28 protein-coding genes and 1 riboswitch are annotated in these 23,861 nt (G+C 39.4%); of the genes, 6 read left to right on the top strand and 22 right to left on the bottom strand.

Going from position 1 to position 23,861, the window contains the following annotated elements; genetic code table 11:
- Positions 1-37 precede the first annotated feature (37 nt).
- The 4 genes from HCJ55_RS13655 to HCJ55_RS13640 form a co-directional block, all read right to left on the bottom strand.
- Entirely contained in the window at positions 38-271 is a 234-nt protein-coding gene (locus HCJ55_RS13655; RefSeq protein WP_003722418.1) for a YuzB family protein, read from the bottom strand.
- A 21-nt stretch (positions 272-292) separates the two neighbouring features.
- A complete protein-coding gene (locus HCJ55_RS13650; protein WP_008948646.1) occupies positions 293-619 on the bottom strand; it encodes a YuzD family protein in 327 nt (108 codons plus the stop codon).
- A 240-nt stretch (positions 620-859) separates the two neighbouring features.
- On the bottom strand, positions 860-1,042 hold the full coding sequence (locus tag HCJ55_RS13645) for a hypothetical protein (protein ID WP_185506955.1): 183 nt from the start codon (positions 1,040-1,042) through the stop codon (positions 860-862).
- Between the two features lie 31 nt (positions 1,043-1,073).
- The gene (locus HCJ55_RS13640; RefSeq protein ID WP_185506956.1) at positions 1,074-1,205 is read right to left on the bottom strand and encodes a hypothetical protein; all 132 of its coding nucleotides are present in this window, start codon (positions 1,203-1,205) and stop codon (positions 1,074-1,076) included.
- A gap of 449 nt (positions 1,206-1,654) precedes the next feature.
- Here HCJ55_RS13640 and HCJ55_RS13635 point away from each other — a divergent pair, with 449 nt between their 5' ends.
- The 3 genes from HCJ55_RS13635 to HCJ55_RS13625 all read left to right on the top strand — a co-directional run bounded on the left by HCJ55_RS13635 (position 1,655) and on the right by HCJ55_RS13625 (position 5,059).
- Positions 1,655-4,036 carry a MucBP domain-containing protein gene (locus HCJ55_RS13635; RefSeq protein WP_185518632.1) on the top strand — a complete coding sequence of 794 codons (2,382 nt, stop codon included), beginning with the start codon at positions 1,655-1,657 and terminating at the stop codon, positions 4,034-4,036.
- A 173-nt stretch (positions 4,037-4,209) separates the two neighbouring features.
- Entirely contained in the window at positions 4,210-4,446 is a 237-nt protein-coding gene (locus tag HCJ55_RS13630; protein WP_008948649.1) for a NifU family protein, read from the top strand.
- A gap of 112 nt (positions 4,447-4,558) precedes the next feature.
- Positions 4,559-5,059 carry a phosphatidylglycerophosphatase A family protein gene (locus HCJ55_RS13625; protein WP_003722422.1) on the top strand — a complete coding sequence of 167 codons (501 nt, stop codon included), beginning with the start codon at positions 4,559-4,561 and terminating at the stop codon, positions 5,057-5,059.
- 23 nt (positions 5,060-5,082) lie between these two features.
- Here HCJ55_RS13625 and HCJ55_RS13620 read toward each other — a convergent pair whose 3' ends face one another.
- Genes HCJ55_RS13620 through HCJ55_RS13600 form a run of 5 tightly spaced genes read right to left on the bottom strand, consistent with a single transcriptional unit; the run spans position 5,083 to position 9,368 of the window.
- Positions 5,083-6,393, bottom strand: coding sequence for a hemolysin family protein (locus HCJ55_RS13620; protein ID WP_185506943.1), 1,311 nt, complete (start codon positions 6,391-6,393; stop codon positions 5,083-5,085).
- 35 nt (positions 6,394-6,428) lie between these two features.
- Positions 6,429-6,872, bottom strand: a complete 444-nt coding sequence (locus HCJ55_RS13615) for a GNAT family N-acetyltransferase (protein ID WP_185518630.1) — start codon at positions 6,870-6,872, stop codon at positions 6,429-6,431.
- A gap of 48 nt (positions 6,873-6,920) precedes the next feature.
- Entirely contained in the window at positions 6,921-7,688 is a 768-nt protein-coding gene (locus HCJ55_RS13610) for a TIGR01457 family HAD-type hydrolase (protein WP_149043260.1), read from the bottom strand.
- 19 nt (positions 7,689-7,707) lie between these two features.
- Complete coding sequence (locus tag HCJ55_RS13605; protein ID WP_003722426.1) at positions 7,708-7,983, bottom strand: YutD family protein; 276 nt, start codon at positions 7,981-7,983, stop codon at positions 7,708-7,710.
- On the bottom strand, positions 7,980-9,368 hold the full coding sequence (locus HCJ55_RS13600) for a bifunctional metallophosphatase/5'-nucleotidase (RefSeq protein ID WP_185518628.1): 1,389 nt from the start codon (positions 9,366-9,368) through the stop codon (positions 7,980-7,982). Before HCJ55_RS13600 ends, HCJ55_RS13605 begins: the two co-directional genes overlap by 4 nt.
- 135 nt (positions 9,369-9,503) lie before the next feature.
- On the opposite strand from HCJ55_RS13600, the gene HCJ55_RS13595 reads away from it, so the two are divergent.
- Together HCJ55_RS13595 and HCJ55_RS13590 are read left to right on the top strand one after the other, a co-directional pair.
- On the top strand, positions 9,504-10,343 hold the full coding sequence (locus tag HCJ55_RS13595; RefSeq protein WP_008948654.1) for a sulfite exporter TauE/SafE family protein: 840 nt from the start codon (positions 9,504-9,506) through the stop codon (positions 10,341-10,343).
- Entirely contained in the window at positions 10,344-10,709 is a 366-nt protein-coding gene (locus HCJ55_RS13590) for a DUF1634 domain-containing protein (protein WP_008948655.1), read from the top strand.
- Between the two features lie 32 nt (positions 10,710-10,741).
- On the opposite strand, the gene HCJ55_RS13585 is transcribed toward HCJ55_RS13590, so the two are convergent.
- The 7 genes from HCJ55_RS13585 to sufC all read right to left on the bottom strand — a co-directional run bounded on the left by HCJ55_RS13585 (position 10,742) and on the right by sufC (position 17,364).
- The gene (locus tag HCJ55_RS13585; RefSeq protein WP_185518644.1) at positions 10,742-11,584 is read right to left on the bottom strand and encodes a DUF72 domain-containing protein; all 843 of its coding nucleotides are present in this window, start codon (positions 11,582-11,584) and stop codon (positions 10,742-10,744) included.
- Between the two features lie 140 nt (positions 11,585-11,724).
- Entirely contained in the window at positions 11,725-12,039 is a 315-nt protein-coding gene (locus tag HCJ55_RS13580; protein ID WP_185518626.1) for a DUF5713 family protein, read from the bottom strand.
- Positions 12,040-12,174: 135 nt separating this feature from the next.
- Complete coding sequence (gene sufB, locus HCJ55_RS13575) at positions 12,175-13,569, bottom strand: Fe-S cluster assembly protein SufB (RefSeq protein ID WP_003722438.1); 1,395 nt, start codon at positions 13,567-13,569, stop codon at positions 12,175-12,177.
- A 22-nt stretch (positions 13,570-13,591) separates the two neighbouring features.
- Entirely contained in the window at positions 13,592-14,035 is a 444-nt protein-coding gene (gene sufU / locus HCJ55_RS13570) for a Fe-S cluster assembly sulfur transfer protein SufU (RefSeq protein ID WP_185518624.1), read from the bottom strand.
- Positions 14,032-15,258: a cysteine desulfurase gene (locus tag HCJ55_RS13565; RefSeq protein ID WP_185504660.1), complete on the bottom strand. Its 1,227-nt coding sequence runs from the start codon at positions 15,256-15,258 to the stop codon at positions 14,032-14,034. The genes sufU and HCJ55_RS13565 overlap by 4 nt, the downstream gene beginning before the upstream one ends.
- Entirely contained in the window at positions 15,259-16,560 is a 1,302-nt protein-coding gene (gene sufD / locus HCJ55_RS13560; RefSeq protein WP_185518622.1) for a Fe-S cluster assembly protein SufD, read from the bottom strand. It abuts the gene before it with no gap.
- An 18-nt stretch (positions 16,561-16,578) separates the two neighbouring features.
- Positions 16,579-17,364 (bottom strand): Fe-S cluster assembly ATPase SufC, encoded by a 786-nt coding sequence (gene sufC / locus HCJ55_RS13555; protein ID WP_185503308.1) that lies wholly within the window; start codon positions 17,362-17,364, stop codon positions 16,579-16,581.
- Positions 17,365-17,704: 340 nt separating this feature from the next.
- Between sufC and HCJ55_RS13550 the strand changes: the two genes are divergently transcribed.
- Positions 17,705-18,781, top strand: a complete 1,077-nt coding sequence (locus HCJ55_RS13550) for an Lmo2079 family surface lipoprotein (RefSeq protein WP_008948663.1) — start codon at positions 17,705-17,707, stop codon at positions 18,779-18,781.
- A 41-nt stretch (positions 18,782-18,822) separates the two neighbouring features.
- Here the strand turns inward: HCJ55_RS13550 and HCJ55_RS13545 are convergent, their stop codons facing one another.
- From HCJ55_RS13545 to cesR, 6 genes are all read right to left on the bottom strand, one after another.
- The gene (locus tag HCJ55_RS13545; RefSeq protein WP_008948664.1) at positions 18,823-19,656 is read right to left on the bottom strand and encodes a MetQ/NlpA family ABC transporter substrate-binding protein; all 834 of its coding nucleotides are present in this window, start codon (positions 19,654-19,656) and stop codon (positions 18,823-18,825) included.
- A gap of 64 nt (positions 19,657-19,720) precedes the next feature.
- Positions 19,721-20,395, bottom strand: a complete 675-nt coding sequence (locus HCJ55_RS13540; protein ID WP_008948665.1) for a methionine ABC transporter permease — start codon at positions 20,393-20,395, stop codon at positions 19,721-19,723.
- Positions 20,392-21,414 carry a methionine ABC transporter ATP-binding protein gene (locus HCJ55_RS13535; RefSeq protein ID WP_008948666.1) on the bottom strand — a complete coding sequence of 341 codons (1,023 nt, stop codon included), beginning with the start codon at positions 21,412-21,414 and terminating at the stop codon, positions 20,392-20,394. The genes HCJ55_RS13540 and HCJ55_RS13535 overlap by 4 nt, the downstream gene beginning before the upstream one ends.
- Before the next feature lie 89 nt (positions 21,415-21,503).
- Positions 21,504-21,622, bottom strand: a riboswitch (SAM riboswitch).
- Between the two features lie 108 nt (positions 21,623-21,730).
- Positions 21,731-21,919 (bottom strand): hypothetical protein, encoded by a 189-nt coding sequence (locus HCJ55_RS13530; protein ID WP_008948667.1) that lies wholly within the window; start codon positions 21,917-21,919, stop codon positions 21,731-21,733.
- Positions 21,920-21,997: 78 nt separating this feature from the next.
- The gene (gene cesK / locus HCJ55_RS13525; protein WP_008948668.1) at positions 21,998-23,140 is read right to left on the bottom strand and encodes a histidine kinase CesK; all 1,143 of its coding nucleotides are present in this window, start codon (positions 23,138-23,140) and stop codon (positions 21,998-22,000) included.
- Entirely contained in the window at positions 23,130-23,825 is a 696-nt protein-coding gene (gene cesR / locus HCJ55_RS13520) for a response regulator CesR (protein ID WP_185504673.1), read from the bottom strand. Before cesR ends, cesK begins: the two co-directional genes overlap by 11 nt.
- Between the last annotated feature and the right edge of the window lie 36 nt (positions 23,826-23,861).

Raw genomic sequence — 23,861 nt, 5'->3', positions numbered from 1 at the left:
GATGAGCCCAATTTTGAGCTCATCGCTTTTTTCTATATTAAAACGGATTTTCTTCCAAAAATGTATATATATTCGCAACCAATTCCTCCGCCGTTTCCCCGCGAACCACTTCCCCGTCCACTAAAGCAAACAAACTCGTCGCGCATAAATCACAATATGTCAGACAATCATATTCAATCACGTCTAAATTATCATCCGCATCTAATTTCGCAAACGCAGCATCTGCCCCACTCGCCAAATTATTCACGCAAAATTCCACAATCGGATTCATTTCCCCTTGCCTCCTAGACTGTTACATTGTTGCCAAGTAACCACGGTCGGTCATTACTTGATAAATATCTTTCAACCGAGGATTGCCTTCAGCGATAATTTCACCGTCAACCACAATCACTGGATACATATAATCTTCATCGACAATTTTATTTGCCATATCCGCTAAAGCTACTTCATTCGGCGGATTAAAAATATCGACATACTCCACCACAAACGGCTGCCCAGAAAACTTCCGACCAATCGCAGCTCGAAGCCATTCCTCTGTTTCCTTCGAGGATGGCGCTCCGACACAACTAGCACAAATTGTCGTTGAACCATACACATATAATTTCGCTTCATTTACCATCACGCTTCACCTCACTATCATTGTACAAAACCCTCCTCCAAAAAGCGACTAAGCTGTTTCATTTAGTATAACTATTAAACTTTATGAATTTTTATAAAGATATGAATTGACACAAATTTCAAGATATATTATAATATTTCCAATACATTGCAAATCTTTAAAGCAGTAGTGTATTAACATGATAAACCATCTATTGGTTGTACCCGTGATTTCACGGTCAACATATAAGTAACACTCCCTTTAACAATCGGGCGCGCAACCCGATTGTCTTTCAACCTTACCAGTTGAAAGAGCACGTTCCTTTCTGAGCCTTAGGAACGTGTTTTTATTTGGGCCGTTCGAAGTGCAACGAGTTACGGCCCAAATATGCATGCGAGCGCAGCGATCATGTAATCCTTCCTGTAAAGTGCGCCCTCCACACAAACAGAACTCCCCCATCACAATCCATCCACCATCAATCGAAAATCCGCATTCCCATTCGCCCGTTCGAAGTATAACGAGTTACGGCCCAAATATGCATGCGAGCGCAGCGATCATGTAATCCTTCCAGTAAACTGCGCCCACCACACAAACTATCATCCTCCATCACAATCCATCCACCACCTACCGAAAACCCACATCCCCATTCGCCCGTTCGAAGCAAAGCGAATTACATCCCAAATATACATACAAAAAAACTCACCTTTCAATATTTTCAAAAAATTTTAAAACCTAACAACTAATTTATATGCTCTATATATTCAAAAACCCCCTCTCCACACCGCTCATCAAAACCAAACCCTCTCTCCCGCCTACATTCCCACCCTAAAAAACCCTCAAAAACAAATATGTCCAATTTTTGAACTTCACTCTATTTCCAATAAATTTCTTTTAAAAAACCCATGATTTCTCGAGAACCCACATGATATTATAACGTTGTTTAGAGATGTATTCGTTTCAAACTACATTTCCCAACTAATTTTTGTTGCTGAAATAGTCCGTTTTAACGAATAACTAATTACGAATACATTCAAAAAAAAGGAGGAAATTAGACATATGCAAAAAGCAATAAAAATAATGTTAGTTTTATTTTTAATCACAACCGTATTTTTACCTTTTAGTAATGTACGAGCAGCATCAACTGATGTAGTAAATATCCCGGATTCATATTTAAAAGAAGGTCTTAAAAATATCGTAGGAAATCCGTTCTTAACAGAATTGACTGAAGCAAACCTTGAGACGATTACTATAGCGGATATTTCCTATATGTATAGTTCACCTGGGTATCCTGTCACTGGATTAATTAGAGATTTAACTGGACTCGAAAAAGCAGTCAACATGACCAATTTATATTTTTCAAACCAAACAGAAATCACCAATTTAAATCAGATTAAAAACTTACCTAATCTGAAAAAAATCGTTGGTGTTACTACTGGATTGAATGACATTAAAGCTCTTGGCGAAATGCCAGCACTCGAGGAAGTAGAACTAGGCGGGGATTATATCACTGATTTCACTCCCTTACTTGAAAAAGAAAACTTAAAATCATTTTCTTATAACTCGTATGCTTGGTTAGATCCAGCATATCACCAAATCAATAATGAAGAATTCACAAAATTTGCAAACCTCAAATCACTTGAGAAATTAGATGTAACTTGGAATAATATTAGCGATTTAGCAGCATTAACTGCAAATGATCACATTACAAACTTAAATCTAAGTTACAACAAGTTCACTAATGTAGCTCCAATTGCTACGATGAAAAAACTTAAAGTCCTTTATTTAAACAATAACAACCTTACTTCAATTGATTCGTTAAATACACTAAGAGGATTATCTATTGCTTACGCTGATAATAATAACATTACTGATTTAAGTAAGTTAAAAGATTTTTTTGAAGGCATGGATGTCGTTGGAGATTATAAAGGTTTACAAGTTAATAGCCAAACTATCACACTTCCAACTATTAATATTAAAGAAGGGGCAACAGCTATTTCAAATAACCCTACTTTAGATATTGATGGCAAAAAAATGCCTGTTTCTAGTATTTCTGACGGTGGAACAGTATCGGCTGATAATAAAACAGTCTCTTTCTCTAACTTACCAATTGGAACGAAGACTGTGACTTACAATGCGACATTCACAGCTACTTCCGCTAAAGGAGTACCGCTTAGTTACTCTCTTAAAGTATCACAACCAATTACGGTATCCGAAAAAACCAATTCATCTGTAAACGTATTTTACAAAGATGAAAATGGCAATGAAATAGCTACAAGCGAAACAATTTCTGGTAAATCCGGAGAAAATTATCAAACAACAGAAAAAACAATTACTAACTACAAATTAAAAGAAATTGAAGGCCCACCTTCAGGACAATTTGGCGATAGTGATACAGCAGTCACTTACGTTTACGAAAAAGCGGATGGTGCACCCGTTACCGTGAAATATGTCGATGGCAATGGCAACGAACTAGCTACTTCTGACACACTGAACGGCAAAATCGATGCTCCTTACCAATCTACAGCTAAAAGTATCACTGGTTGGGCAGTTAATACTACACCTACCAACGCTACTGGCGTATTTACAAACGCTAATCAAACAGTCACTTACGTTTATGAAAAAGCAGACGGCGCTCCCGTTACTGTGAAATATGTCGATGGTGATGGCAACGAATTAGCTACTCCTGATACATTGAACGGTAAAATCGATGCTCCTTACCAATCTACAGCCAAAAGTCTTTCTGGTTGGACAGTCAAAACTACTCCTGCCAATGCTAATGGCGTATTTACAGACACTAACCAAACAGTCACTTATGTATACGAAAAAGCAGATGGCGCTCCCGTTACTGTGAAATATCTTGACGGCGATGGCAACGAACTAGCTACTTCTGACACACTGAACGGCAAAATTGACGCACCTTACCAATCTACAGCTAAAAGTCTTTCTGGTTGGGTAGTCAAAACTACTCCTGCCAACGCTAATGGCGTATTTACGAACACTAATCAAACAGTCACTTATGTTTACGAAAAAGCGGATGGCGCTCCCGTTACCGTAAAATATGTCGACGCGGACGGCAACGAATTAGCTACTCCAGATACATTGAACGGTAAACTAGATACATCTTACGCGGCAACAGCTAAAAACTTGAGTGGTTGGAAGCTAACAGCCACACCAGCCAACGCTAATGGTGTATTTACAACGGATGCTCAAACAGTCACCTTTGTATATGTTAAACAAGAAAACGATCCTAAAAAAGAGGATAAAACACCTATTAAAATTAGCGAAAACAAACCAACAGCAAATAAAGTAACTACAATCAAAAAACAAACAAAATTACCGAAAACCGGCGATAATCAACAAGATAATATATTGTTCGGATTAGTTGGTACATGTTTCGTTCTCTTAGGAATTTACTCTATCTCTAAGAAAAACAGCTAAAATAAACAGCGAAAACTCTCTTATTAATTGAATAAGAGAGTTTTTGTTTGGTAATTACTTCATATTGGACTTCTTTCGACCTTAGAAAAACCCAATTTAATTCCTTTAAATTTCCCCATATCCTGTTATAATAGAAAATATAACAATGCCTCACGAAAGGAGAACTATACCCCATGGAAGAAATTAGTTACGCCGAAGTTGATAAAGCTTTAAAAAAGTTCCGTCCATTTTTAGTTCGTGATGGCGGGGACTATGAACTTGTAGAAGTCACGCAAGATGGTATCGTAAAAATTAAACTACTTGGTGCATGCGAAACTTGCCCCAGTTCTGATATGACTTTAAAAATGGGAATTGAATTAACTTTAGCAGAAAAAATCATCGGCTTTAAAGAAGTTGTTCAGGTTTTTTAAAACAAATATTTTGGCGGCCAAACTATCGGTCGCTATTTTTGTATAAAAAGGTTTAGAAATCCTGTAAACGTCTATCATACAATATACATACAGTTTTAAGGAGGTAAGAAAAATGGTAGAAAAACAAAGTGCTTTGGAATCAAAAGCGCGCAGTTGGCTCATCGAACGTGGCGTAGAAATTGACGATATCGCCGAACTCGTATTATTTTTACAACAAAAATACCATCCCGGGTTAGAATTAGAAATCTGCCGTCAAAATGTCGAGCATGTGCTTCGCAAACGGGAAGTTCAAAATGCTGTTTTAACCGGTATACAGCTTGATGTCATGGCCGAAAAAGGCGAACTCGTCCAACCACTGCAAAATATCATTAGCGCCGATGAAGGTCTGTACGGAGTCGATGAGATTCTCGCACTTTCCATCGTCAATGTATATGGCTCGATTGGATTTACCAACTACGGCTATATCGATAAAGTAAAACCTGGAATTCTCGCAAAACTAAATGAACACGATGGTATCGCCGTTCACACATTCCTTGATGACATTGTCGGCGCCATCGCTGCGGCTGCCGCAAGTCGTCTCGCTCATAGTTATCACGACGACATCGTAAATTAAACAAAAACCAGTAAAACTAGAGGTCATTCCTCCGATTTTACTGGTTTTTGTTTGCTTAATTTCACTTCCACTTGGCGAATCGAGTTTTTATTCATCGAGCGTACAATAAAGCGATATCCTTCATGCTCAATCTCGTCGCCCGCCTCTAGATCAAACCGTCCGAGCAACATCCACCCCGATAACGTATGAACACCCGGCCCTTCAATCGGAACCCCAAGCGCTTCCTCCACTTCAAGGAGCGGCTCAGACCCTTCAATAATAAAATGATTTAAAGCGACTTTGCGAATCCCTTTTGGCCCTTTTGCTTCTTCCATATCACCAACAATCACTTCCATCACATCTTCCAGCGTTACAATCCCGGAAGTCCCGCCATATTCATCCGTCAAAACAACAAACGGCTCACTTTCTTGCTGCATTTTCACAAGTAATTCTTCTAAAATCGTCCCTTCAAATACCTCTAAAACTGGCGTAATAAAAGGTTTAATCGACTGCGTGACAATCGCTTCATCTTTACCAAGCCCAGCCATCACTGCGCTGACCCGGAGCATCCCAATAATATGATCCTTGTCTTCATCTTCAGTTACTGGAAAAATATGATATGTATGCTCAGACGTTAATTTCAACAAATCTCGCACTGTCGCCGTTTGGTCAATCGCAATCACCGACATTCGCGGTATCATCACTTCTTTCGCCGGCACATCGCCAAGTTTAAAAATATTTTTCATATAGCGAAATTCTTGTGGATTTAAAAGCCCTTGTCTATAGCTATCTTCAAAAATGATTTTAAGTTCAGTCGGTGTCATTTGGTCCGCATCAATCGTTTGCTTTACCCCAAACATCCGCGTAATTAAATTCGCCGAGTTATTTAACAGCCAATTGAGCGGAAAAGTCAGACGGTACCAATAAACAAGCGGACGTGCGATAAACAGCGCTACTTTTTCCGTGCTTTGAATTGTAAAAGTTTTTGGCGCAAGTTCCCCGAGAACGACATTTAAAAAAGTAATTAAAATGAATGAAACAAAAATCGAAATCGGCTTTTCAACTGATTCTGGCACTGGCAACATTAAAAATAATGGCTCCAACCAACCACGCATCGTTGCCTCACCAACCCACCCCATAGCAAGCGCGGCGAGTGTATTCCCTAACTGACAGGCAGCCAAATAATCATTCATATTAGAAGTAACTTTTTTTACATATTTCGCTCGCGGGTCCTCTGAGGCTACTAGCTGGAGGACAGTAGGTTTCCGAATTGCGACAATAGCAAATTCACTTGCCACAAAAAACGCCGTCGCTGCAATTAAGAATATCACAAAAAAATCATTAAATACGTCCATTCTGCATCCTCCTTGTCCTCATTCTATACCCGTTTTTAGCGTTTGAACCACAAGTCGGCAACTGCCTCCCCGTCGATAATTTCATCTGTTTTCTCAAAACCATATTTCGCATAAAATTTCTCCGCAACATGGTTATCTGGCTCATACGATAAACGCAGTCGCGCTGGCTTTTCTGGTAAGTTTTTCACCATCTCGATAATTTGCTCTAACGCATCCCCGCCGTAGCACTTACCTTGATGCTCTTTGCCAGTCATAAAACGCACCAGCCAAAACTCGCCGTCTTCCGTATCTTTTCCGTACATCGCATAACCTACGGGCGTATTGTCCGCATAAATAACAAGCGAATGATACGTTTCTTCAAAACTTGCTTCAATAATGGAATACCAGTTTTCTGCGACAAATGTTTTTTGATGCGGATGCACTTGTAATTTCGCCGTTTCGTGAAAATTGTCTTTGGTTACTTTTTGAATTGAGACCATTTCCTAACCTCCCACTTATTAAAAAAAGAGCAGAAAAATTCCGCTCTTCTAGTTAAATTTCCAATCTGTTAGCTTTGTTACAGCATATGTAGGCTGGATTTCTTTTGTAAGTAGTGCTTCTTTGGAGGTAAAGCCGGTGTGGACGATTAATGTGTCCATGCCATAATTGATTCCCGCCATAATATCCGTTTCGTAGTTGTCGCCAACCATGATTGCTTCGTCTTTTTGGACACCGAGTTTCGCAAGTGCCTGCTCCATAATGATCGATTCAGGCTTCCCAATAAAAATTGGTGCGGTTTCTGTGGCCACGGAAACAACCGATGTAATCGAACCATTTCCCGGAAGCAAACCGCGTTCAGTTGGAATGGCTGCATCACCATTCGTCGAAATAAACATTGCGCCACCACGAACCGCAAGTGCTGCCTTCGAAAATTTCTCATAATCAACTTCTCGGTCAAGTCCCACAACAACAAACGCCGGATTACTAGAAGTTATTTCAAATCCATTATCCGTTAGTTCTTGTTTTATTCCACGTTCACCGATAACGTAAACCGATTTTTCGCGTTTTTGTTCTAACATAAATTGTACGGTTGCTTGGGAAGTCGTGAAAACATCGTCACTTACAGCTTGAATTCCCATGCCAGTTAAATGTTCTGCTACTTGCCCAGGTGTTTTTGTTGAATTGTTTGTTACAAATAAATACGGAAGCCCCGCACGTTTTAAGTTTTCGATAAAAATGATCGCCTCAGGAATAACTTCTGCCCCGCGATACATCGTGCCATCTAAATCAATTAAATACGCTTTATAATTCTTCAATTCCAAACTACCTCATTTACTATTTTACTTTTTTAATAACAAAATAAGCACAACCAAAATTGCAGTATTCATAAATATATTCTTTTAACGTGCTAATCTTGTTATCGTATGCGGCTTTGCGATTGTCGTCTTCGAAAAAACCTTTCAGCCGAAGTTGATCGTAACCCCAGTCGCCCACTATATAATCATAGCGCCCAAGAATATCGCTAAACCGTTCGTTTAACTTTTCCTCGTCAAAAGCATCGCGATAATTGGTGATAATCTCGTAGTTTAAATCTTGAATCGTAATCGTCACTTGTCTTCCTCCTGTCCGTACATTTTTTTGAGTTTCCATTTTAAAATATCTCGGAGTAATTCCGGTGTATATACTTCTTTTCGTTTAATTTGCTTCACTATCGGAAAAAATGGCGCGAATACAAACGTATCATGCGTCGCAATTCGGTATTCCCGTGTTTTATCAATCGGTTTATTATCAAAAAGAGCCACTTGATTTTCCGCGTCAAAACCAGCTCGGTCCATCAAAACGGTACCAAAATACTCGCCGCGGAAGCCGAATCCTCTAAGCGGAATATCTTGCAGTTCCGCTTTTTTTCGGTAAATGCCGTCAATAAGTATCTCGAGCTCCTCGCCAGTCATCGTTAAAGCAATCGCGTTGAGCGGATGAGGTAACATTTGGTGAATATCAAAATCCGTTACAATTCCCGCTTCAAAATCTGTCATAAAAATGCCCGCGTTCATCACAAACGTTCCCGAACCAGTCCATTCACAAACAGCCTCGTTCAAAATGTGCGCAATTTCGGAGTCATCAAACCAATTATGCGCTAACTTCCCGGGAATCGCAACTACTTTTTCAGAGAGTTCGGCGCGCCCTTTATCAAAGAAACCTTGAATTTCACTAGCTTCATTCGGAGCAGCAGGCAAATCTTCTGTTTTAAATGTGGTTGCCGTTTTTGAGATAAACTGATTATTGTCATCTAGCTCAATATCAATTTGCCCGATATGTTCGCCCCATCTTCCCGCCGCAGCAAGTAACGCGTTCCCCTCCACTTTCCCAGTTTCAAGTAAATGATGCGTATGTCCGCCCAAAATCACATCAATTTCAGGGATCTCAAGTGCAATTCGTTCATCCGTCGGCAAACCGAGATGGCTAAGCAAAATGACCAAGTTCGTATCTGCTTCCAAACCAGCCATTTGTTTTTTTATCGAGCTGATTGGTTCTTCAACACCCCAGCCCATTGCCTCATAATATTCCCGAAATGGCGCCGTCGCACCAATAATAGCAATTTTAATTTGATCTATTTCTTTATAAACAATCGACTTCACCCAGTCTGGCTGCTTTGTTCGTTCTTTATCCGCATAAAAATTACAGCAAACCACCGGAAACGCCGCATGCTTATATAAATTTTCCAAATCTTCATGTGCCAAAGTCGTTCCTTCATTATTACCAAAAGTCACCGCATCATACGGCAACTGGTTGAGTAAGTCCGTATTCGCAAGCCCGTTCGTTCCTTCAGTAAGCGGATGAACCCGGTCCATAAAATCACCAATATCAAAAAAGAGCGCCGACTTATTTTCTTTCTCTGCAGTCGTCCTTTTCTCTTTTAAGAAATTAAAAATACGTGGCCAATGTTCCAAGTGACTATGAACATCATTCGTATGCCATAAAGTTAAATGTTTCATTAATCCATCCACTCCTCACTTATAACTATTGTAGCTTAAAATAACTTTTTTTACACGCACTAGGACTGGATGAATTGTTCCCTTTTCATTTTATGTTATGATAGGATATATTGTTTTAAAAGGGATGTGATTTTTTTGGATATTACGCAAACAGTCGAAATTCTTCTAATCTCTGTTTTTGCAGGGGTTGTAGGCTCTTTGCTCGGTCTTGGTGGCGGAATTATCGTGACACCTGCCTTGACACTTATTTTCGGGATTGATATTCAGTATGCGATTGGTGCGAGTATTATTTCGGTTATCGCAACAAGTAGTGGCTCCGCAATTGCTTATATCAAAGACGGCATTACGAACCTACGCGTTGGTATGTTTCTCGAAATCGCCACAACAATCGGTGCAATCACCGGGGCTTTCGTCAGCGGACTGCTCTCGGCCACGGCACTCTACATCATCTTCGGACTTTTACTTCTTTATTCTGCGTTCAACATGATTAAAAAGGTCGGTACAGAATTTCCTACCAATGTGAAACCAGACCCGCTCGCTACAAAACTAAACTTACATGATTCTTATTACGATAAATCTTTACGGCAAAATGTTGACTATCAAGTTGCAAACGTCCCGGCTGGTTTTGGTGTGATGTATGGCGCCGGAATCGCGAGCGGCTTACTTGGCATCGGTAGTGGTGCTTTTAAAGTCATGGCTCTTGACGTCTTTATGAAAATGCCGCTTAAAGTGAGTAGTGCGACGAGTAATTTAATGATGGGTGTAACCGCGGCGGCCAGTGCGACTGTTTATCTTTTCCAAGGTGACATTCAACCTGCAATTGCTGCTCCAGTTGCGATTGGCGTTCTTGTCGGTGCAACACTTGGAACACGCATCATGCAACGTTTAAAAAGCAAAGTCATTCGGATTATTTTTATTCCCGTCATCTTATATGTTGCCTTCCAAATGATTTTAGAAGGATTGGGGTGGATTTAAATGGCCGAGAAAAAAGAAGAAATGTACCGCGTGGAGCTAATTGTTAGCGCGCTGTTACGAATTGGCGTTGTCCTCAGTGCAATCATTATCGTTTTCGGACTCGTTATGCTATTTATCACCGGCGAAAGTGGCTATCCGGGGGAAACTTACCCGACTTCACTTACGGCGATTTTCAGCGGGCTAGGGACGCTTAAACCATATGCGATTATGATGTTTGGCCTCTTTTGCTTAATTTTAACGCCCGTCCTTCGTGTCGTTGTATCGTTATTTACTTTTTTGAAGGAAAAAGATTACTTGTACGTTGGGATAACTGGGATTGTATTGATTATTTTAGTTATCAGCTTTTTCATTGGGATAAAAGCATAAAAAAGATGGCGCTTCGCTGGCGCCATCTTTTTTTATTCCGCAAATAAATCCATTTGCATCGGAGCCAAGCCTTGAAACTCGACTTGGAGTGCCTTTTGTAAATGTTTCGCATTATCAGCCGCATCCCCGCCGCTGTTATTATTAAAAATCACGACAACTTCTTTGGACAACTTTTGCAAATGTTCCACGTATTTAACCCATTCGTTAATTTCCTCTTCATTGTAACGGTAAAGCGTGCGAACCTCGCGCCACTCAGGACTGTTAGCTTTCATCCAGCCATACTGATTTCGACCGTGAAGCCTTACTAATGTCATATCACTATTCGTCTCGCGAAGCACAATCGGCACACTGCCCGCCCCGACTTGCGGCTCATCGACAACTGTATGAATAAAGCCTAATTCGCGCAACAAATCCAGCGTCTTTTCGGTATTTTGCTCGTTGTACCAAGAATTATGGCGAAACTCAACCGCTAGTGGCAAATCGCCCATTTTCGACGAAATATATCTTAAATAAGTCACATTTTCTTTCGTACAATTAAAATACGGCGGAAATTGAAATAAAATCGCCTGTAGTTTACCCGTTTCACTTATCGGCGCAATCATATCCATATAAGCCGTATACATTCCATTTTCACTATCAAAATACTGCGACCATTCCTTGTGTTTCGTCATCGCCGAAAAAGCCTTAATCACAAACCGAAAATCATCCGGAGTTTGCGCCGCCCAGTTCGCTGTTGTTCGCGGAGAAGGAATCGCATAAAAACTCGTATCAACCTCCACCACAGGAAAATGTGCCGCATAATCAGCCAAAGTTAATTTTTTCGTTTGCAACAAAGAATCATGATCACTCCACCCAGTTAACCCGATTGTAACCATCAACCGCCACCCTCTCTATCGTTATGATTTATGTTTATTATAACGCAAAAAGGTGGGAGAAGCCTTTAATTTGGTCCTCGTTTTGGCTTGGATATAACAAAAAAACTTCAACCGTCTAGCAGTTGAAGTTTCTATCATAATTACCACTCGCGCTCTCTAAGTAGTTCTTCAATATCGATATCTACCTTATAATGAGCTAAAATCGGGATGATTGTTTCAGCAATTGAGTCTCTTGCTCCTGTTTCTAATTCACTCTCGTTTTCATAAAACTCATCTTGCAACGCATTAATCGCTAAAGTCATTTCATCAAATTTAGCTTGAATTGCTTCTGTATCATGATTACCTTCTCCTAAAAATTGAACCTTATCTAAAATAAGTTGCTTAATTTTATCTACTAGAAACGGTGGAAAGAATGGATCTTGATACATTCCCTCTAAATATTTAAATTCTGCCATGGTTATCAGTCCTTTACTAAGTTGTTAAGGAAAATATATCATTTCGTTCATAAAAATACAAGCCAGATTTGTTCCCTGCCATTTTTGGATTTCATCAAAAAAAGACGAACTAAAAAAGTTCGTCTTCTGCTTTATTTAACCAATCGAGCCTTCCATTTCAAACTTAATCAAACGGTTCATCTCAACGGCATATTCCATTGGTAATTCTTTCGTAAATGGTTCAATGAAGCCCATAACGATCATTTCTGTCGCTTCTTCTTCGCTTAAACCACGGCTCATTAGATAGAAAAGTTGTTCCTCGGATACTTTGGAAACCTTAGCTTCGTGTTCTAATGAGATATTGCTGTTTAGAATTTCGTTGTACGGGATTGTGTCAGATGTGGAAAGGTTATCCATAATTAGCGTATCACATTCGATATTCGAACGTGCACCGTCTGCATTACGGCCAAAATGAACAATTCCGCGGTACGTTACGTTTCCGCCTTGTTTCGAAATCGACTTCGATACAATCGTAGAGGACGTATTCGGCGCATAGTGCATCATTTTTGCTCCGGCATCTTGACGTTGACCTTTACCAGCAATCGCGATAGAAAGCGTTGTTCCGCGTGCTCCTTCGCCTCGTAAATGTACTGCTGGGTATTTCATCGTTAATTTCGAACCAATGTTACCATCAATCCATTCCATAGTCGCATTTTCTTCACAGAAAGTACGTTTTGTTACTAGGTTATAAACGTTATTTGCCCAGTTTTGGATGGTTGTGTAACGGCAGTAAGCGCCTGGTTTTACAATGATTTCCACGACAGCTGAGTGAAGGGAATTCGTTGTATAAACGGGAGCCGTACAGCCTTCCACGTAGTTGACGCTGGCATTTTCGTCGACGATAATTAATGTCCGTTCAAATTGCCCCATGTTTTCCGAGTTAATGCGGAAATAGGCTTGAAGCGGCGTATCGACTTTGATACCTGGTGGTACGTAGATGAATGATCCACCAGACCAAACAGCTGAGTTTAGCGCTGCGAATTTGTTGTCGCTTGGTGGAATTACTTTTGCGAAGTATTCTTTGAAAATATCTTCGTTTTCTTTTAAAGCTGAATCGGTATCTTTGAAGACAATTCCTAAATCTTCTAGGTCTTGCTTCATATTGTGATAAACAACTTCGGATTCATACTGCGCAGATGCCCCAGCTAAATATTTTTGTTCAGCTTCAGGGATACCCAGTTTGTCAAAAGTACGCTTAATTTCTTCTGGAACTTCATCCCAAGAACGTACGGTTTGTTCGGACGGTTTCACGTAGTAAGTGATGTCTTCAAACTTCAGTTCTGACAGGTCGCCACCCCAAGTCGGCATTGGCATTTTATAAAATTGCTCTAAAGACTTCAAACGGAATTCTAGCATCCATTCTGGTTCTTCTTTAATATTCGAAATTTCTCTTACTACTTTTTCTGTTAATCCGCGTTCTGTACGGAACACAGAGGTATCTTTGTCATGGAATCCATATTGGTATTCGCCAATTTCTGGAATTTCAGTCATGTCGTATCCTCCTTTTCGCTACTTATTTTGTTCCTTCTTTTTCAAAAATCGCTCTCTCCATTGCTTTCCAAGAAAGAGTCGCACATTTGATTCTTGCTGGGAATTTTGCAACTCCGGCAAGTGCCTCGACGTCGCCGTGTTCATCAATTGTTTCATGGTCGTGACCTTGAACCATTTCTGAAAATTCGCGGGACATTTTTAGTGCTTCTTTCTCGGTTTTCCCGATAATGCTTTGCGTCATCATCGAAGCAGAGGCCATCGAAATCGAACAGCCGCTACCAGTGAATTTTGCCGCAACGATTTTGTCACCATCCATTTTTAAATGAAGATGAATTTGATCACCACATGTCGGGTTGTTGAGGTCGATTGTTACATCGCTATCTGAGAGCTCTCCATTATTGCGCGGATTTTTATAGTGATCCATAATGACTTGTCTATAAAGCTGATCTAATTTCCGGCTTGTCATAATCCAAAATACTCCTTTGTTAACTTGAGGCCATCTATAAGCGCATCAATTTCTTCTTTTGTATTATAAATATAAAAGCTTGCGCGAGCTGTGGAAGAAACATCAAGCCATTTCATCAACGGTTGTGCACAGTGATGACCAGCTCGAATCGCAACACCGTCTTCGTCCAAAATAGTCGCAATATCGTGTGGGTGAGCGCCTTCTAAATTAAAAGTCACCAAACCACAACGTTTACTCGCATCTTTCGGCCCGTAAATGGTAATGCCTTCGATTTTGCTCATTTCTTCTATCGCGTAGCTGGCTAATGCTTGTTCATGTGCATGAATGTTTTCGAGTCCGACTTCTGCCAAGTAATCAATAGCCGCACCTAGCGCAATTGCTCCGCCAATAATCGGTGTTCCGGCTTCAAATTTCCAAGGTAGTTCTTTCCAAGTCGAATCGTATAATTCAACAAAATCAATCATTTCTCCGCCAAATTCGGTAGGTTCCATCGCATCAAGCAATTCACGTTTGCCATACAAAGCGCCAATGCCAGTAGGAGCCATCATTTTATGCCCTGAAAAAGCATAAAAGTCAGCATCTAAATCTACCACATTTACTTCCATGTGCGGCACAGCTTGCGCGCCGTCAACGAGAATCACTGCTCCAAATTTATGAGCCAGTGCTGCGATTTCCTTAATTGGCGTGATTGTCCCTAGAACATTAGAAACATGTGCTAGCGCAACGATTTTCGTTTTCTCGCCAATCGCTTTTTTCGCTTGATCAACAGAAATCGTTCCATCTTCTTCTAGCTCGATATATTTCAAAACCGCGCCTTTGCGTTTAGCTAGTTGCTGCCACGGAATCAAATTAGAATGATGCTCTAAATAAGAAATAACAATCTCATCGCCAGCTTCAATATTTGCTTCACCGTAACTGTCTGCAACTAAATTAATCGCCGAAGTAGTACCTCTTGTGAAAATAATTTCCGCTACTTCACGCGCATGAATAAACTTGGCTACTTTAGAACGAGCTGATTCATAAGCATCTGTCGCTCTAGCCGCAAGTGTATGCACACCGCGGTGAACATTAGCATTATCAAACTGATAGTAATGTGTTAAAGCTTCGATAACTTGTTTTGGCTTTTGTGAAGTGGCAGCATTATCTAAATAAGCTAGCGGTTTTTCATTTATTTCTTGATCTAAAATTGGAAAATCCGCCCGAATTTTTTGGATATCAATCATTTAACGCACTTTCCCTTCGATTACTTCACGAAGCATCGTTTTTACGCTTTCGATTGGTAACTGACGAACAACAGGATCTAAGAAGCCATGAATAACTAGTCTTTCTGCTTCTTTTTGAGAAATCCCGCGACTCATCAAATAGAATAATTGTAACGGATCAACACGTCCAACAGAAGCCGCATGTCCTGCTACTACGTCATTTTCATCAATTAATAAAATTGGGTTCGCATCACCGCGCGCTTCTGGGCTAAGCATGAGTACACGTGATTCTTGTTGTGCATCAGACTTAGAAGCGCCATGTTTAATGTGGCCAATTCCGTTAAAAATAGTTGTCGCTCTTTCTTTCATAACACCATGAGATAAAATTGTACCGTTTGAAGCTTTACCGTAATGTGTCACGCGCGTTGTTACATTTTGCGTTTGCTTACCGCGACCAACAGTCACCGTTTTCACATCGGCAGAAGAGCCATCTCCCATTAGGTTTGTTACGTTCTCATTAATTGTATCGCCATCGTTCATTAGACCAAGCGCCCATTCAATTTGGCTATCTGTTCCAATGTGTCCACGACGATTCACATAAGCAGTAACTTCACTTGCAAGATTATCCACACCACCAAAAGTAATCCGCGCATTTTTCTCAGCAATGACTTCTTCGACAATGCTAACAATCCCTTTAGGCTCGTTATTAACAGTGACATAGTTTTCCACATAAGTGACTGCACTATTGTCATCCGCCACAAGCAACACGTGATTAACTAGTGGAGATTCTGCTTTGTCTTGAACGAAAACAGCTTGAATTGGTGCTTTCACTTCAACATTTTTAGGAACGTAAAGGAAAATCCCGCCGTTCACTAAAGCCGCATGAAAAGCAGTCAATTTGTGTTCGTTCACTTGTACTGCATCTTTCATGAAGTATTTTTTCACAAGTTCAGGATGGTTTTTCACAGCCGAAATAATATCTGTAAAAATAACGCCTTGGTCGACTAGTTCTTTCTGCAACTGAAGTCTCGCAGGTCTTTCATCCATTTGAACGTAAAAATTGGCTTCTTTATTATCTAAATCAACTAAATTCGCTACTTTTTCCGGTAAAGTTTCATTCGTTACGCCCTCTTTAAAAGGTATAAATGTCTCAAACTTCGTGAAATTCCAGCGAGTAATTTTTGTTTTATCCACAAAAGGCAAGTCCAGTTCCCCGTAAGCTTTAAAAGCATTGCGACGGATTTCTAAAAACCAATCCGGTTCGTTCGCATTACTTGAAAAAGCGTGGATAAAATCATCTTTAATTGTCATATTTTGTGCCATGATTTTAACCTCACTTCCTTATTGTTGGTCTACTGCTTCTTCTTCCTCAAGTTCAATACCAAGCTCTTGCTTAATCCAGTCGTAACCTTCTGCTTCTAAACGTTTCGCAAGCTCAGGTCCACCTTCTTTAACTACTTTACCTTGCATCATTACGTGAACAAAGTCAGGCGTAATGTAGTTCAGTAAACGTTGGTAATGGGTTATGATTAAGCAGCCGAATCCTTCACCGCGCATTTCATTTACACCTTTAGAAACAACTTTAAGCGCATCGATATCAAGACCAGAGTCAATTTCATCTAAAATCGCTAATTTTGGCTCAATCATTAATAATTGCAAGATTTCATTACGTTTTTTCTCTCCGCCTGAAAATCCTTCATTTAAATAACGTTCTGCCATTTCTTCAGCCATATCTAAAATTTCCATTTTTGCATCTAATTTACGAATAAATTGCATAACTGGAATTTCGTCGCCTTCTTCGCGACGGCTGTTGATTGCTGCACGAATGAATTCAGCGTTTGTAACACCGCTAATTTCACTTGGATATTGCATCGCTAAGAAAAGACCAGCACGAGCGCGTTCGTCTACTTCCATTTCGAGTACATCTTCCCCATCAAGCGTGATTGTTCCTTGTGTTACTTCATATTTTGGATGCCCCATAATAGCTGAGGACAACGTAGATTTACCTGTTCCATTTGGTCCCATGATAGCATGGATTTCGCCAGTTGAAATTTCAAGGTTAACGCCCTTCAAAATTTCTTTCCCTTCTATTTCAACGTGTAAATCTTGAATCTTTAAAGTTGCCATAAAAAAAGTCCTCCCTAGTGTAAAATTTGCATAATCCTAGTTTAGTATAATTCTAATCTGATTACAACTATAAAAACCAGTCTTCTTCGCATTCTCCCCTTCATTCTACTATTAATAAGGGTTTTTTTCCAGTTTTCTCGCATTATCATTATTTCTATTTTATTTGAGAATCGATAACAAAAAAGTTACATCGCATAACAGCAATATAAGACAGGCCTTTTTCACCATAAAAAAGGGATTGTATATCTTATTTATATATGGTATTGTTGTAACGTAACAAAATTGAAACATAATAACTTTTTTGTAATAAACGATTAATTATTGAAGGAGAATTTAAAATATGAAGAAAGCAATAATGGCTGCGACCATCTTTGTATTGCTTTTAGCCACTTTATCTGGGTGTAGCTCCCCTAAGTCCGACTTCACTGCTGCCTTACAAAAAACAGCTGAAAATCGACAATATACAACGAACGTAACATTCCAAGTGAACGACCTTTCTGAGGATTACGTAGAACAACTTGGACCTAAAATCGACTTAAACCAACTTAAAAAATCAAACATTCAATATAAAATTTCCGTTGATAGCGATTCCGCCTCTTCATATAGTGCATACACGCTCCACTGGAAAGGCGAACAGCCTCTTGACTTAACTGTACACGCATTGCAAAACAGCGATGACGGTAAAGCATATATTCCAGTAGCGGATATCTATGACGATTCTGATAGCGTATCGAATTTGCTACCAGACTCCGCAGCGAAAATTTTCAATCAAGTGCTTGAACAAAACAAAGACTTAAAACCAAAATACTTAAATTTATTCGAAACGATTCAAAACTTTTCCAATCAAACAATTGATACCGAAACAGTAGACCGCCAAGCAAAAGAATTGAAGAAAATTGAAGAAGATGCCGGCATTGCGATTTATACTTACTTAAATGACCTAGACGATCAGCATTTCACTTCTAAAGATAACGGCGATGTTGTTCTAAAATTATCTAAAAATGAAATCAGCGACTTAATCAATGCCGTTTTCTCAGAGCTTAATGATAACGGAAATATTGTCGCACTAATTTCAGAAATTAATGGCAGCACGCAAAAAGCAGCACAGAAAAAATGGAATGCGGCACAAAAAAGCATTCAAACATCCTTAAAAGAACTAACAGACAACAAAGCACAAACATTAGATTTCAATTTAACATTAACGCCTGACAGCAAAAAAGGCTTTAGTAAAGCGACTATCACCACTAAATTTGAAGATACTAAAACAAAAGACTTAATGAACTTCACCACAACGGTTGATATGCTCGACTACGAAAAAGTTCCTCCAATGCCAGAAGGAAAAGACATTGTTTCCAAAAAAGAACTAGATAAAGCCATTTCAGATGGCCTAAAATTATATTTAAGTAGCGCACAATAAAAAAAACCATTTACCAACTCGGTAAATGGTTTTTTTCTATTTTATTTATCAACAGGAACAACAGCGCCGTCCCATTCTTTCGTAATATAATCTTGAATTTCTTTCGAGTGTAGTACTTTCACTAGCTCTTTAATGTTTTTATCATCTTTTTTCTTCTCAGTAGTTACAACGATATTCGCGTATGGAGAGTCTTTGCTTTCGATTGCAATAGCATCTTTAGAAGGGTTTAAGCCTTGGTCTACAACAAAGTTCGAGTTAATAGCTACAACATCGCCTTCTTCGTTATTATAAGCAGTCATCAAGTAAGCTGGGTCAAAATCGTATTTGAATTTCAGATTTTTCGGATTGTCTTTAATATCATCAAATGTCGCATCTTGTGGTTTCACGCCATCTTTCAGTGTTAAAAGTCCGTTATCCACAAAAATTCCAATTACACGAGGCCAGTCAGATTTCGAGTTAGAAAGCAATACTTGCGCGCCGTCTTTTAGATCTTTAATATTTTTTACTTTTTTAGAATAAAGGCCCATTGGTTCGATGTGAATTGCTCCAACATCAGCAAATTTGTAACCTTTTTCTTTTTCTTCTAGTTCAAGATATGGTTTATGTTGGAAGTAGTTAGCATCTAAATCGCCTTCGTCTAGGGCTTTATTAGGCATAACGTAGTCTGTATATTTAACAATTTTCAAGTCAATTCCTTTTTCTTTCAAAATCGGTTTTGCTTGTTCTAAAATTTGGGCATGTGGTGTATTCGAAGCTCCCACTACCAATTTGTTATCGTCTTCTTTGCTAGATGAAGCTTTATCTGAGGAGCTGCCGCAAGCTGTAAGTACTAAAACTAAACTTAATGTGAAAATGAAACCAAGAACCTTTTTCATGAAATTCTCTCCTTTTTTGCGGGGATTCCGCGTTTTTTTATATAAATTTCTTCATATACATTAGTTAGCGTTTGTCGGTTCGTTTTGTCAGGAAGTCGCCGATAAACTGGAAAATAAAGACGATAATTAAGATAATAATGGTCGCAAGTACGGTTACATCAGGTTGGCCACGTTGGAAGCCTTCTAGATACGCCGCATTTCCGAGACCACCAGCACCAATGACACCTGCCATGGCTGTGAAACCAACGAGCGAAATTGCTGTCACTGTAATACCAGAAATAATTGCTGGCAAAGCTTCTGGGATAAGCACTTTACCGATAATGGTAAACATGTTTGCACCCATCGATTTTGCTGCCTCGATAACCCCTTTATCTACTTCACGAAAGGCGATTTCTACCATCCGACCATAGAACGGAGCAGCCGAGATAATCAAAGCTGGTAGTGCTGCTTTTGGCCCGATTACCGTTCCGACAAGCGATTTTGTCATCGGTAAAAGTAGTACGATTAAAATAATAAAAGGGATTGAGCGGAACACATTGACTAATATTGCTGTTACCCAATAAAGAATGCGCGCTCCGGCATGTTTTTTGTTGTTTGTTAAAAATAGCAGTAAACCTAATACAATCCCTAGTAAGAAAACTGCAAACAATGAAGTTAGCGTCATATAAAGCGTTTCTTGGGTTGCGACCCACATCATTTGAAAATCAACATTTGGAAATAATTCTTGTAATTTGCTCATCGTTCTAACACTTCCGTTTCTACTTTAAGTTGACGTAGCTGTGTTAGACTCGCATTTATCGCATCATCTGTACCTAAAATCTGTACGTAAAGCGTTCCGTATGCGCCGTTTTGCGTTTGCGTTAAGTTGCCGTGAAGGACATTTAGCAACACATCATTTTCTTTTGCTACTTGGGATATGACTGGTTGGGTGGCATTTTCGCTCATAAAGAGTAGTTTGACGATTTTGCCTTCGGAGTAATTATCTAGGAGTAAGTGGATGAGTTCTTCGGTTTCGTCTGAGTCAGTAACTTGGCGAACGAAGCGCTGCGTTACTTTTTCTTGAGGGTGGCGGAAAACATCTAATACGTCGCCAAGTTCGACAACTTTTCCGTTTTCCATTACTGCGACGCGATTACAAATTTTTCGGATCACATGCATTTCATGGGTGATAACGATGATTGTTAAGTTGAGGCGTTTATTGATATCTAGGAGGAGTTCTAACACTTCATCGGTTGTTTGTGGATCGAGTGCGGACGTTGCTTCATCACAAAGCAACACTTTTGGGTTATTGGCAAGTGCTCTTGCAATGCCGACCCGTTGTTTTTGACCACCGCTTAGTTCCGCTGGATAGGCGTTTTCTTTACCTTCCAAGCCAACAAGACGGATGAGTTCATTTACACGGAAACGTCTTTTTTCACCGCGCACACCTGCGATTTCTAGTGGAAAAGCAATATTTTCTGCAACGGTTCGTGACCATAATAAATTAAAATGTTGGAAAATCATCCCGATTTGTTGACGAGCTTTTCTTAGCTTTCCGCCGCGAATTTGGCTAATCAGTAGATTGTCGACTTCGACCGTTCCTTCTGTCGGTAGTTCCAGCCCATTAAACATCCGAATAAGCGTACTTTTTCCCGCTCCGGAATAACCAACTACACCAAAAATCTCGCCTTGTTCAATTTCTAAATCGACATGGTCGACTGCGAGAACTTTGTTGTTTCTAGACGCATATTCTTTTACAACGTTCTGTAACGTAATCATCTCTATCACCTTTTCTACATTCTGATATACAAAAAAGCCTCTCTGCTGATGAGCAGAAAGGCAGCATTTTTTCAAATGGACTAGCTTCCTTCTCATCTTTCAGAACAACTCGCTGTTCTGCATGACTTAGCACCTTAAACACATAATGAATTACTGTTTAGGTTGCTGGGTTTCATAGGGCATTTCCCTCCACCACTCTGGATAAGATTTCTACATATTATTAAATCACTTCATTTGTGACTATAGTGACGTTTCTTGTTTTTTCATATTACCTTGTCTAGTAAACTTTGTCAATAACTTTTTTACTTATATTGATTTATTTGTAAGTTATTTCACTAACTATACAACTATTTCCCAATTCATCTTCACTAGCCATTTGAGAGGCTATTTTGATTTGGGCTCTATTTTGATATTTTAATTCGCTATTATTCACTTGAACTATGTACATAAATACCGCAATCACCGTGATGCAAGCAACAACAATTAAAACAATATGTTTTTTCATTTTCCTCTCCTCCGTGATTTATATTCTACCGAAAGAACATAAATCACGAGGAAAGAAACATTTAAGAATTGTTAAAGATTAAATCAGTGGCAATTTGACGATAAAACTGGTTTTGCGGTGTTTACTTTCTGCAGTAACAATCCCACCATGTTTTTCGACGATAGACTTAGCAATCGCAAGCCCTAAGCCCGTGCCAGTTGTGGTCCGGTTTTTATCTACTTTATAAAAACGTTCGAACAAGTATGGTAAATCAACATTCGGTATTTCTTCGCCGTAGTTCGTCACGCGAATAACCGCCATATTATCTTCTTTTTTGGCACTTACATCAATTTGCTTATTGCCTTCTCCGTATCTAAGGGCATTCGAAAATAAGTTCTCAAATAAGCGCATGATTTGGTTGCCATCGCCGCCGATAATTAATTTGTTGGCATCAAAATGTTCGACAATCTGCATATTCCGTTCTGCTGCTCGACCATCGTATTCCGCCACTAACTGTCTGAGTAATTCAACAATATCCAACTCATCTTTCTTCAATCGGTATTCCACGCTATCAAGCCGCGTATAAGAAAATAAATCATCAATCAATTTATGCAAATGGCGCGCTTTTCCGTAAACAAGTTCTGTATAATAACGCAGCTCAATTTCATCACGATAACGATCTTCATGAATATAACTTAAATAGCCTAAAATCGAAGTAAGCGGCGTCCGCAAATCATGGGAAACATTCGTAATTAAGTCATTCCTAGCTTGCTGAGCTTGCTCTTCTTGCTGCATTAATTTTTTCTGGCGTTCTCGCATATTTTCAATGTTGCGTTCAAGTTCTTGGATTTCCGGCACAAAGCTCTCGGTATCGACCGGTTTTCCGTCATTTAGTGCAAAATTGATTGTCCGTAATTGTTTTTTCAAGATTCTTTGACGCATGAAACGATAGAAAAAGGAAAAGAACAAACAAGCAATTAAAAAGATAATCAAAAATTTCAGCGATAGCATCCAAAAAGATTGCATGATTCGCGTATATTTATTCGTTCCAAATAATTGCACGATTGCTTGTGATACTTCCCGTAAAAAAAGTGAATCATCACGGATGGAAATGCTCCATAAGTAGATAGTTTGGATAGTAAGCAAAGCCAAAACCCAAGAAATAACTGCAAAAAAAGTCGCCTGCCAAATATTCATCACATGGCTAATTTTCGTAAACAACATTTCCAGTTTAGATTTCAATTTTGTACCCTACTCCCCAAATGGTCTTAATCACATTTTCGCCGCCCATCGCCTCTCGCAATTTATCGCGCAAATTACTGATATGAACCATGACCGTTTTACTTGCCCCAAGTGCTTTTTCTTGCCAAATTTTCTCAAAGATATATTCCGAACTAAAGACGCGACCAGGTTCACTTGCTAGTAAAAATAAAATATCAAATTCCGAAGTCGTCAAATGTAGTTCTTTTCCGCTAACGGTTACCACATGTAGGCCACGATCAACCACAATAGGTCCGATAATGACTTTATCTTGGCTAACTGGCTCCACTTGGCTCATTTGCTGCATTCGTCTTAGAATCGCTTTTACGCGTACAGAAAGCTCTAATGGGTTGAACGGTTTGACCATATAATCATCCGCTCCTGTTAATAGCCCCATAATTTTATCGTTGTCTTCTGCTTTGGCACTCAGCATTAAAATGGGCGTTAAAATCCCATTATCTCTCATTAATCGGCATACTTCTAAGCCGTTCATTTCAGGCATCATTATATCTAATATCACTAAAGTTGGCTGTTTTTCTTGCACTAAACGCCATACTTCCGCACCATCGTACGCTTGATAAATCGTATATCCTTCATTTTGTAAATATAATTTCACTAAATCAACAATTTCTTTATCATCATCCGCAATTAAAATAGAAGTTGTCATACTCATTGTCCTTTCCATTCTTATTTCTACCTATTG

It is taken from the genome of Listeria marthii, from assembly GCF_014227425.1.
GTDB classification, from domain to species: Bacteria; Bacillota; Bacilli; order Lactobacillales; family Listeriaceae; genus Listeria; species Listeria marthii.
The sequence above is the reverse complement of the archived record's forward strand: the minus strand, read 5'-3'. Positions and strand labels throughout refer to the sequence as shown.

Coding starts and splice junctions, on each gene's coding strand:
- HCJ55_RS13655 (WP_003722418.1), bottom strand. CDS start 271: ATGAATCCGATTGTGGAATTTTGCGTGAATAATTTGGCGAGTGGGGCA.
- HCJ55_RS13650 (WP_008948646.1), bottom strand. CDS start 619: ATGGTAAATGAAGCGAAATTATATGTGTATGGTTCAACGACAATTTGT.
- HCJ55_RS13640 (WP_185506956.1), bottom strand. CDS start 1,205: ATGGAGGATGATAGTTTGTGTGGTGGGCGCAGTTTACTGGAAGGATTA.
- HCJ55_RS13635 (WP_185518632.1), top strand. CDS start 1,655: ATGCAAAAAGCAATAAAAATAATGTTAGTTTTATTTTTAATCACAACC.
- HCJ55_RS13630 (WP_008948649.1), top strand. CDS start 4,210: ATGGAAGAAATTAGTTACGCCGAAGTTGATAAAGCTTTAAAAAAGTTC.
- HCJ55_RS13625 (WP_003722422.1), top strand. CDS start 4,559: ATGGTAGAAAAACAAAGTGCTTTGGAATCAAAAGCGCGCAGTTGGCTC.
- HCJ55_RS13620 (WP_185506943.1), bottom strand. CDS start 6,393: ATGGACGTATTTAATGATTTTTTTGTGATATTCTTAATTGCAGCGACG.
- HCJ55_RS13615 (WP_185518630.1), bottom strand. CDS start 6,872: ATGGTCTCAATTCAAAAAGTAACCAAAGACAATTTTCACGAAACGGCG.
- HCJ55_RS13600 (WP_185518628.1), bottom strand. CDS start 9,368: ATGAAACATTTAACTTTATGGCATACGAATGATGTTCATAGTCACTTG.
- HCJ55_RS13590 (WP_008948655.1), top strand. CDS start 10,344: ATGGCCGAGAAAAAAGAAGAAATGTACCGCGTGGAGCTAATTGTTAGC.
- HCJ55_RS13585 (WP_185518644.1), bottom strand. CDS start 11,584: ATGGTTACAATCGGGTTAACTGGGTGGAGTGATCATGATTCTTTGTTG.
- HCJ55_RS13580 (WP_185518626.1), bottom strand. CDS start 12,039: ATGGCAGAATTTAAATATTTAGAGGGAATGTATCAAGATCCATTCTTT.
- sufB (WP_003722438.1), bottom strand. CDS start 13,569: ATGACTGAAATTCCAGAAATTGGCGAATACCAATATGGATTCCATGAC.
- sufU (WP_185518624.1), bottom strand. CDS start 14,035: ATGACAAGCCGGAAATTAGATCAGCTTTATAGACAAGTCATTATGGAT.
- HCJ55_RS13565 (WP_185504660.1), bottom strand. CDS start 15,258: ATGATTGATATCCAAAAAATTCGGGCGGATTTTCCAATTTTAGATCAA.
- sufD (WP_185518622.1), bottom strand. CDS start 16,560: ATGGCACAAAATATGACAATTAAAGATGATTTTATCCACGCTTTTTCA.
- sufC (WP_185503308.1), bottom strand. CDS start 17,364: ATGGCAACTTTAAAGATTCAAGATTTACACGTTGAAATAGAAGGGAAA.
- HCJ55_RS13550 (WP_008948663.1), top strand. CDS start 17,705: ATGAAGAAAGCAATAATGGCTGCGACCATCTTTGTATTGCTTTTAGCC.
- HCJ55_RS13545 (WP_008948664.1), bottom strand. CDS start 19,656: ATGAAAAAGGTTCTTGGTTTCATTTTCACATTAAGTTTAGTTTTAGTA.
- HCJ55_RS13540 (WP_008948665.1), bottom strand. CDS start 20,395: ATGAGCAAATTACAAGAATTATTTCCAAATGTTGATTTTCAAATGATG.
- HCJ55_RS13535 (WP_008948666.1), bottom strand. CDS start 21,414: ATGATTACGTTACAGAACGTTGTAAAAGAATATGCGTCTAGAAACAAC.
- HCJ55_RS13530 (WP_008948667.1), bottom strand. CDS start 21,919: ATGAAAAAACATATTGTTTTAATTGTTGTTGCTTGCATCACGGTGATT.
- cesR (WP_185504673.1), bottom strand. CDS start 23,825: ATGACAACTTCTATTTTAATTGCGGATGATGATAAAGAAATTGTTGAT.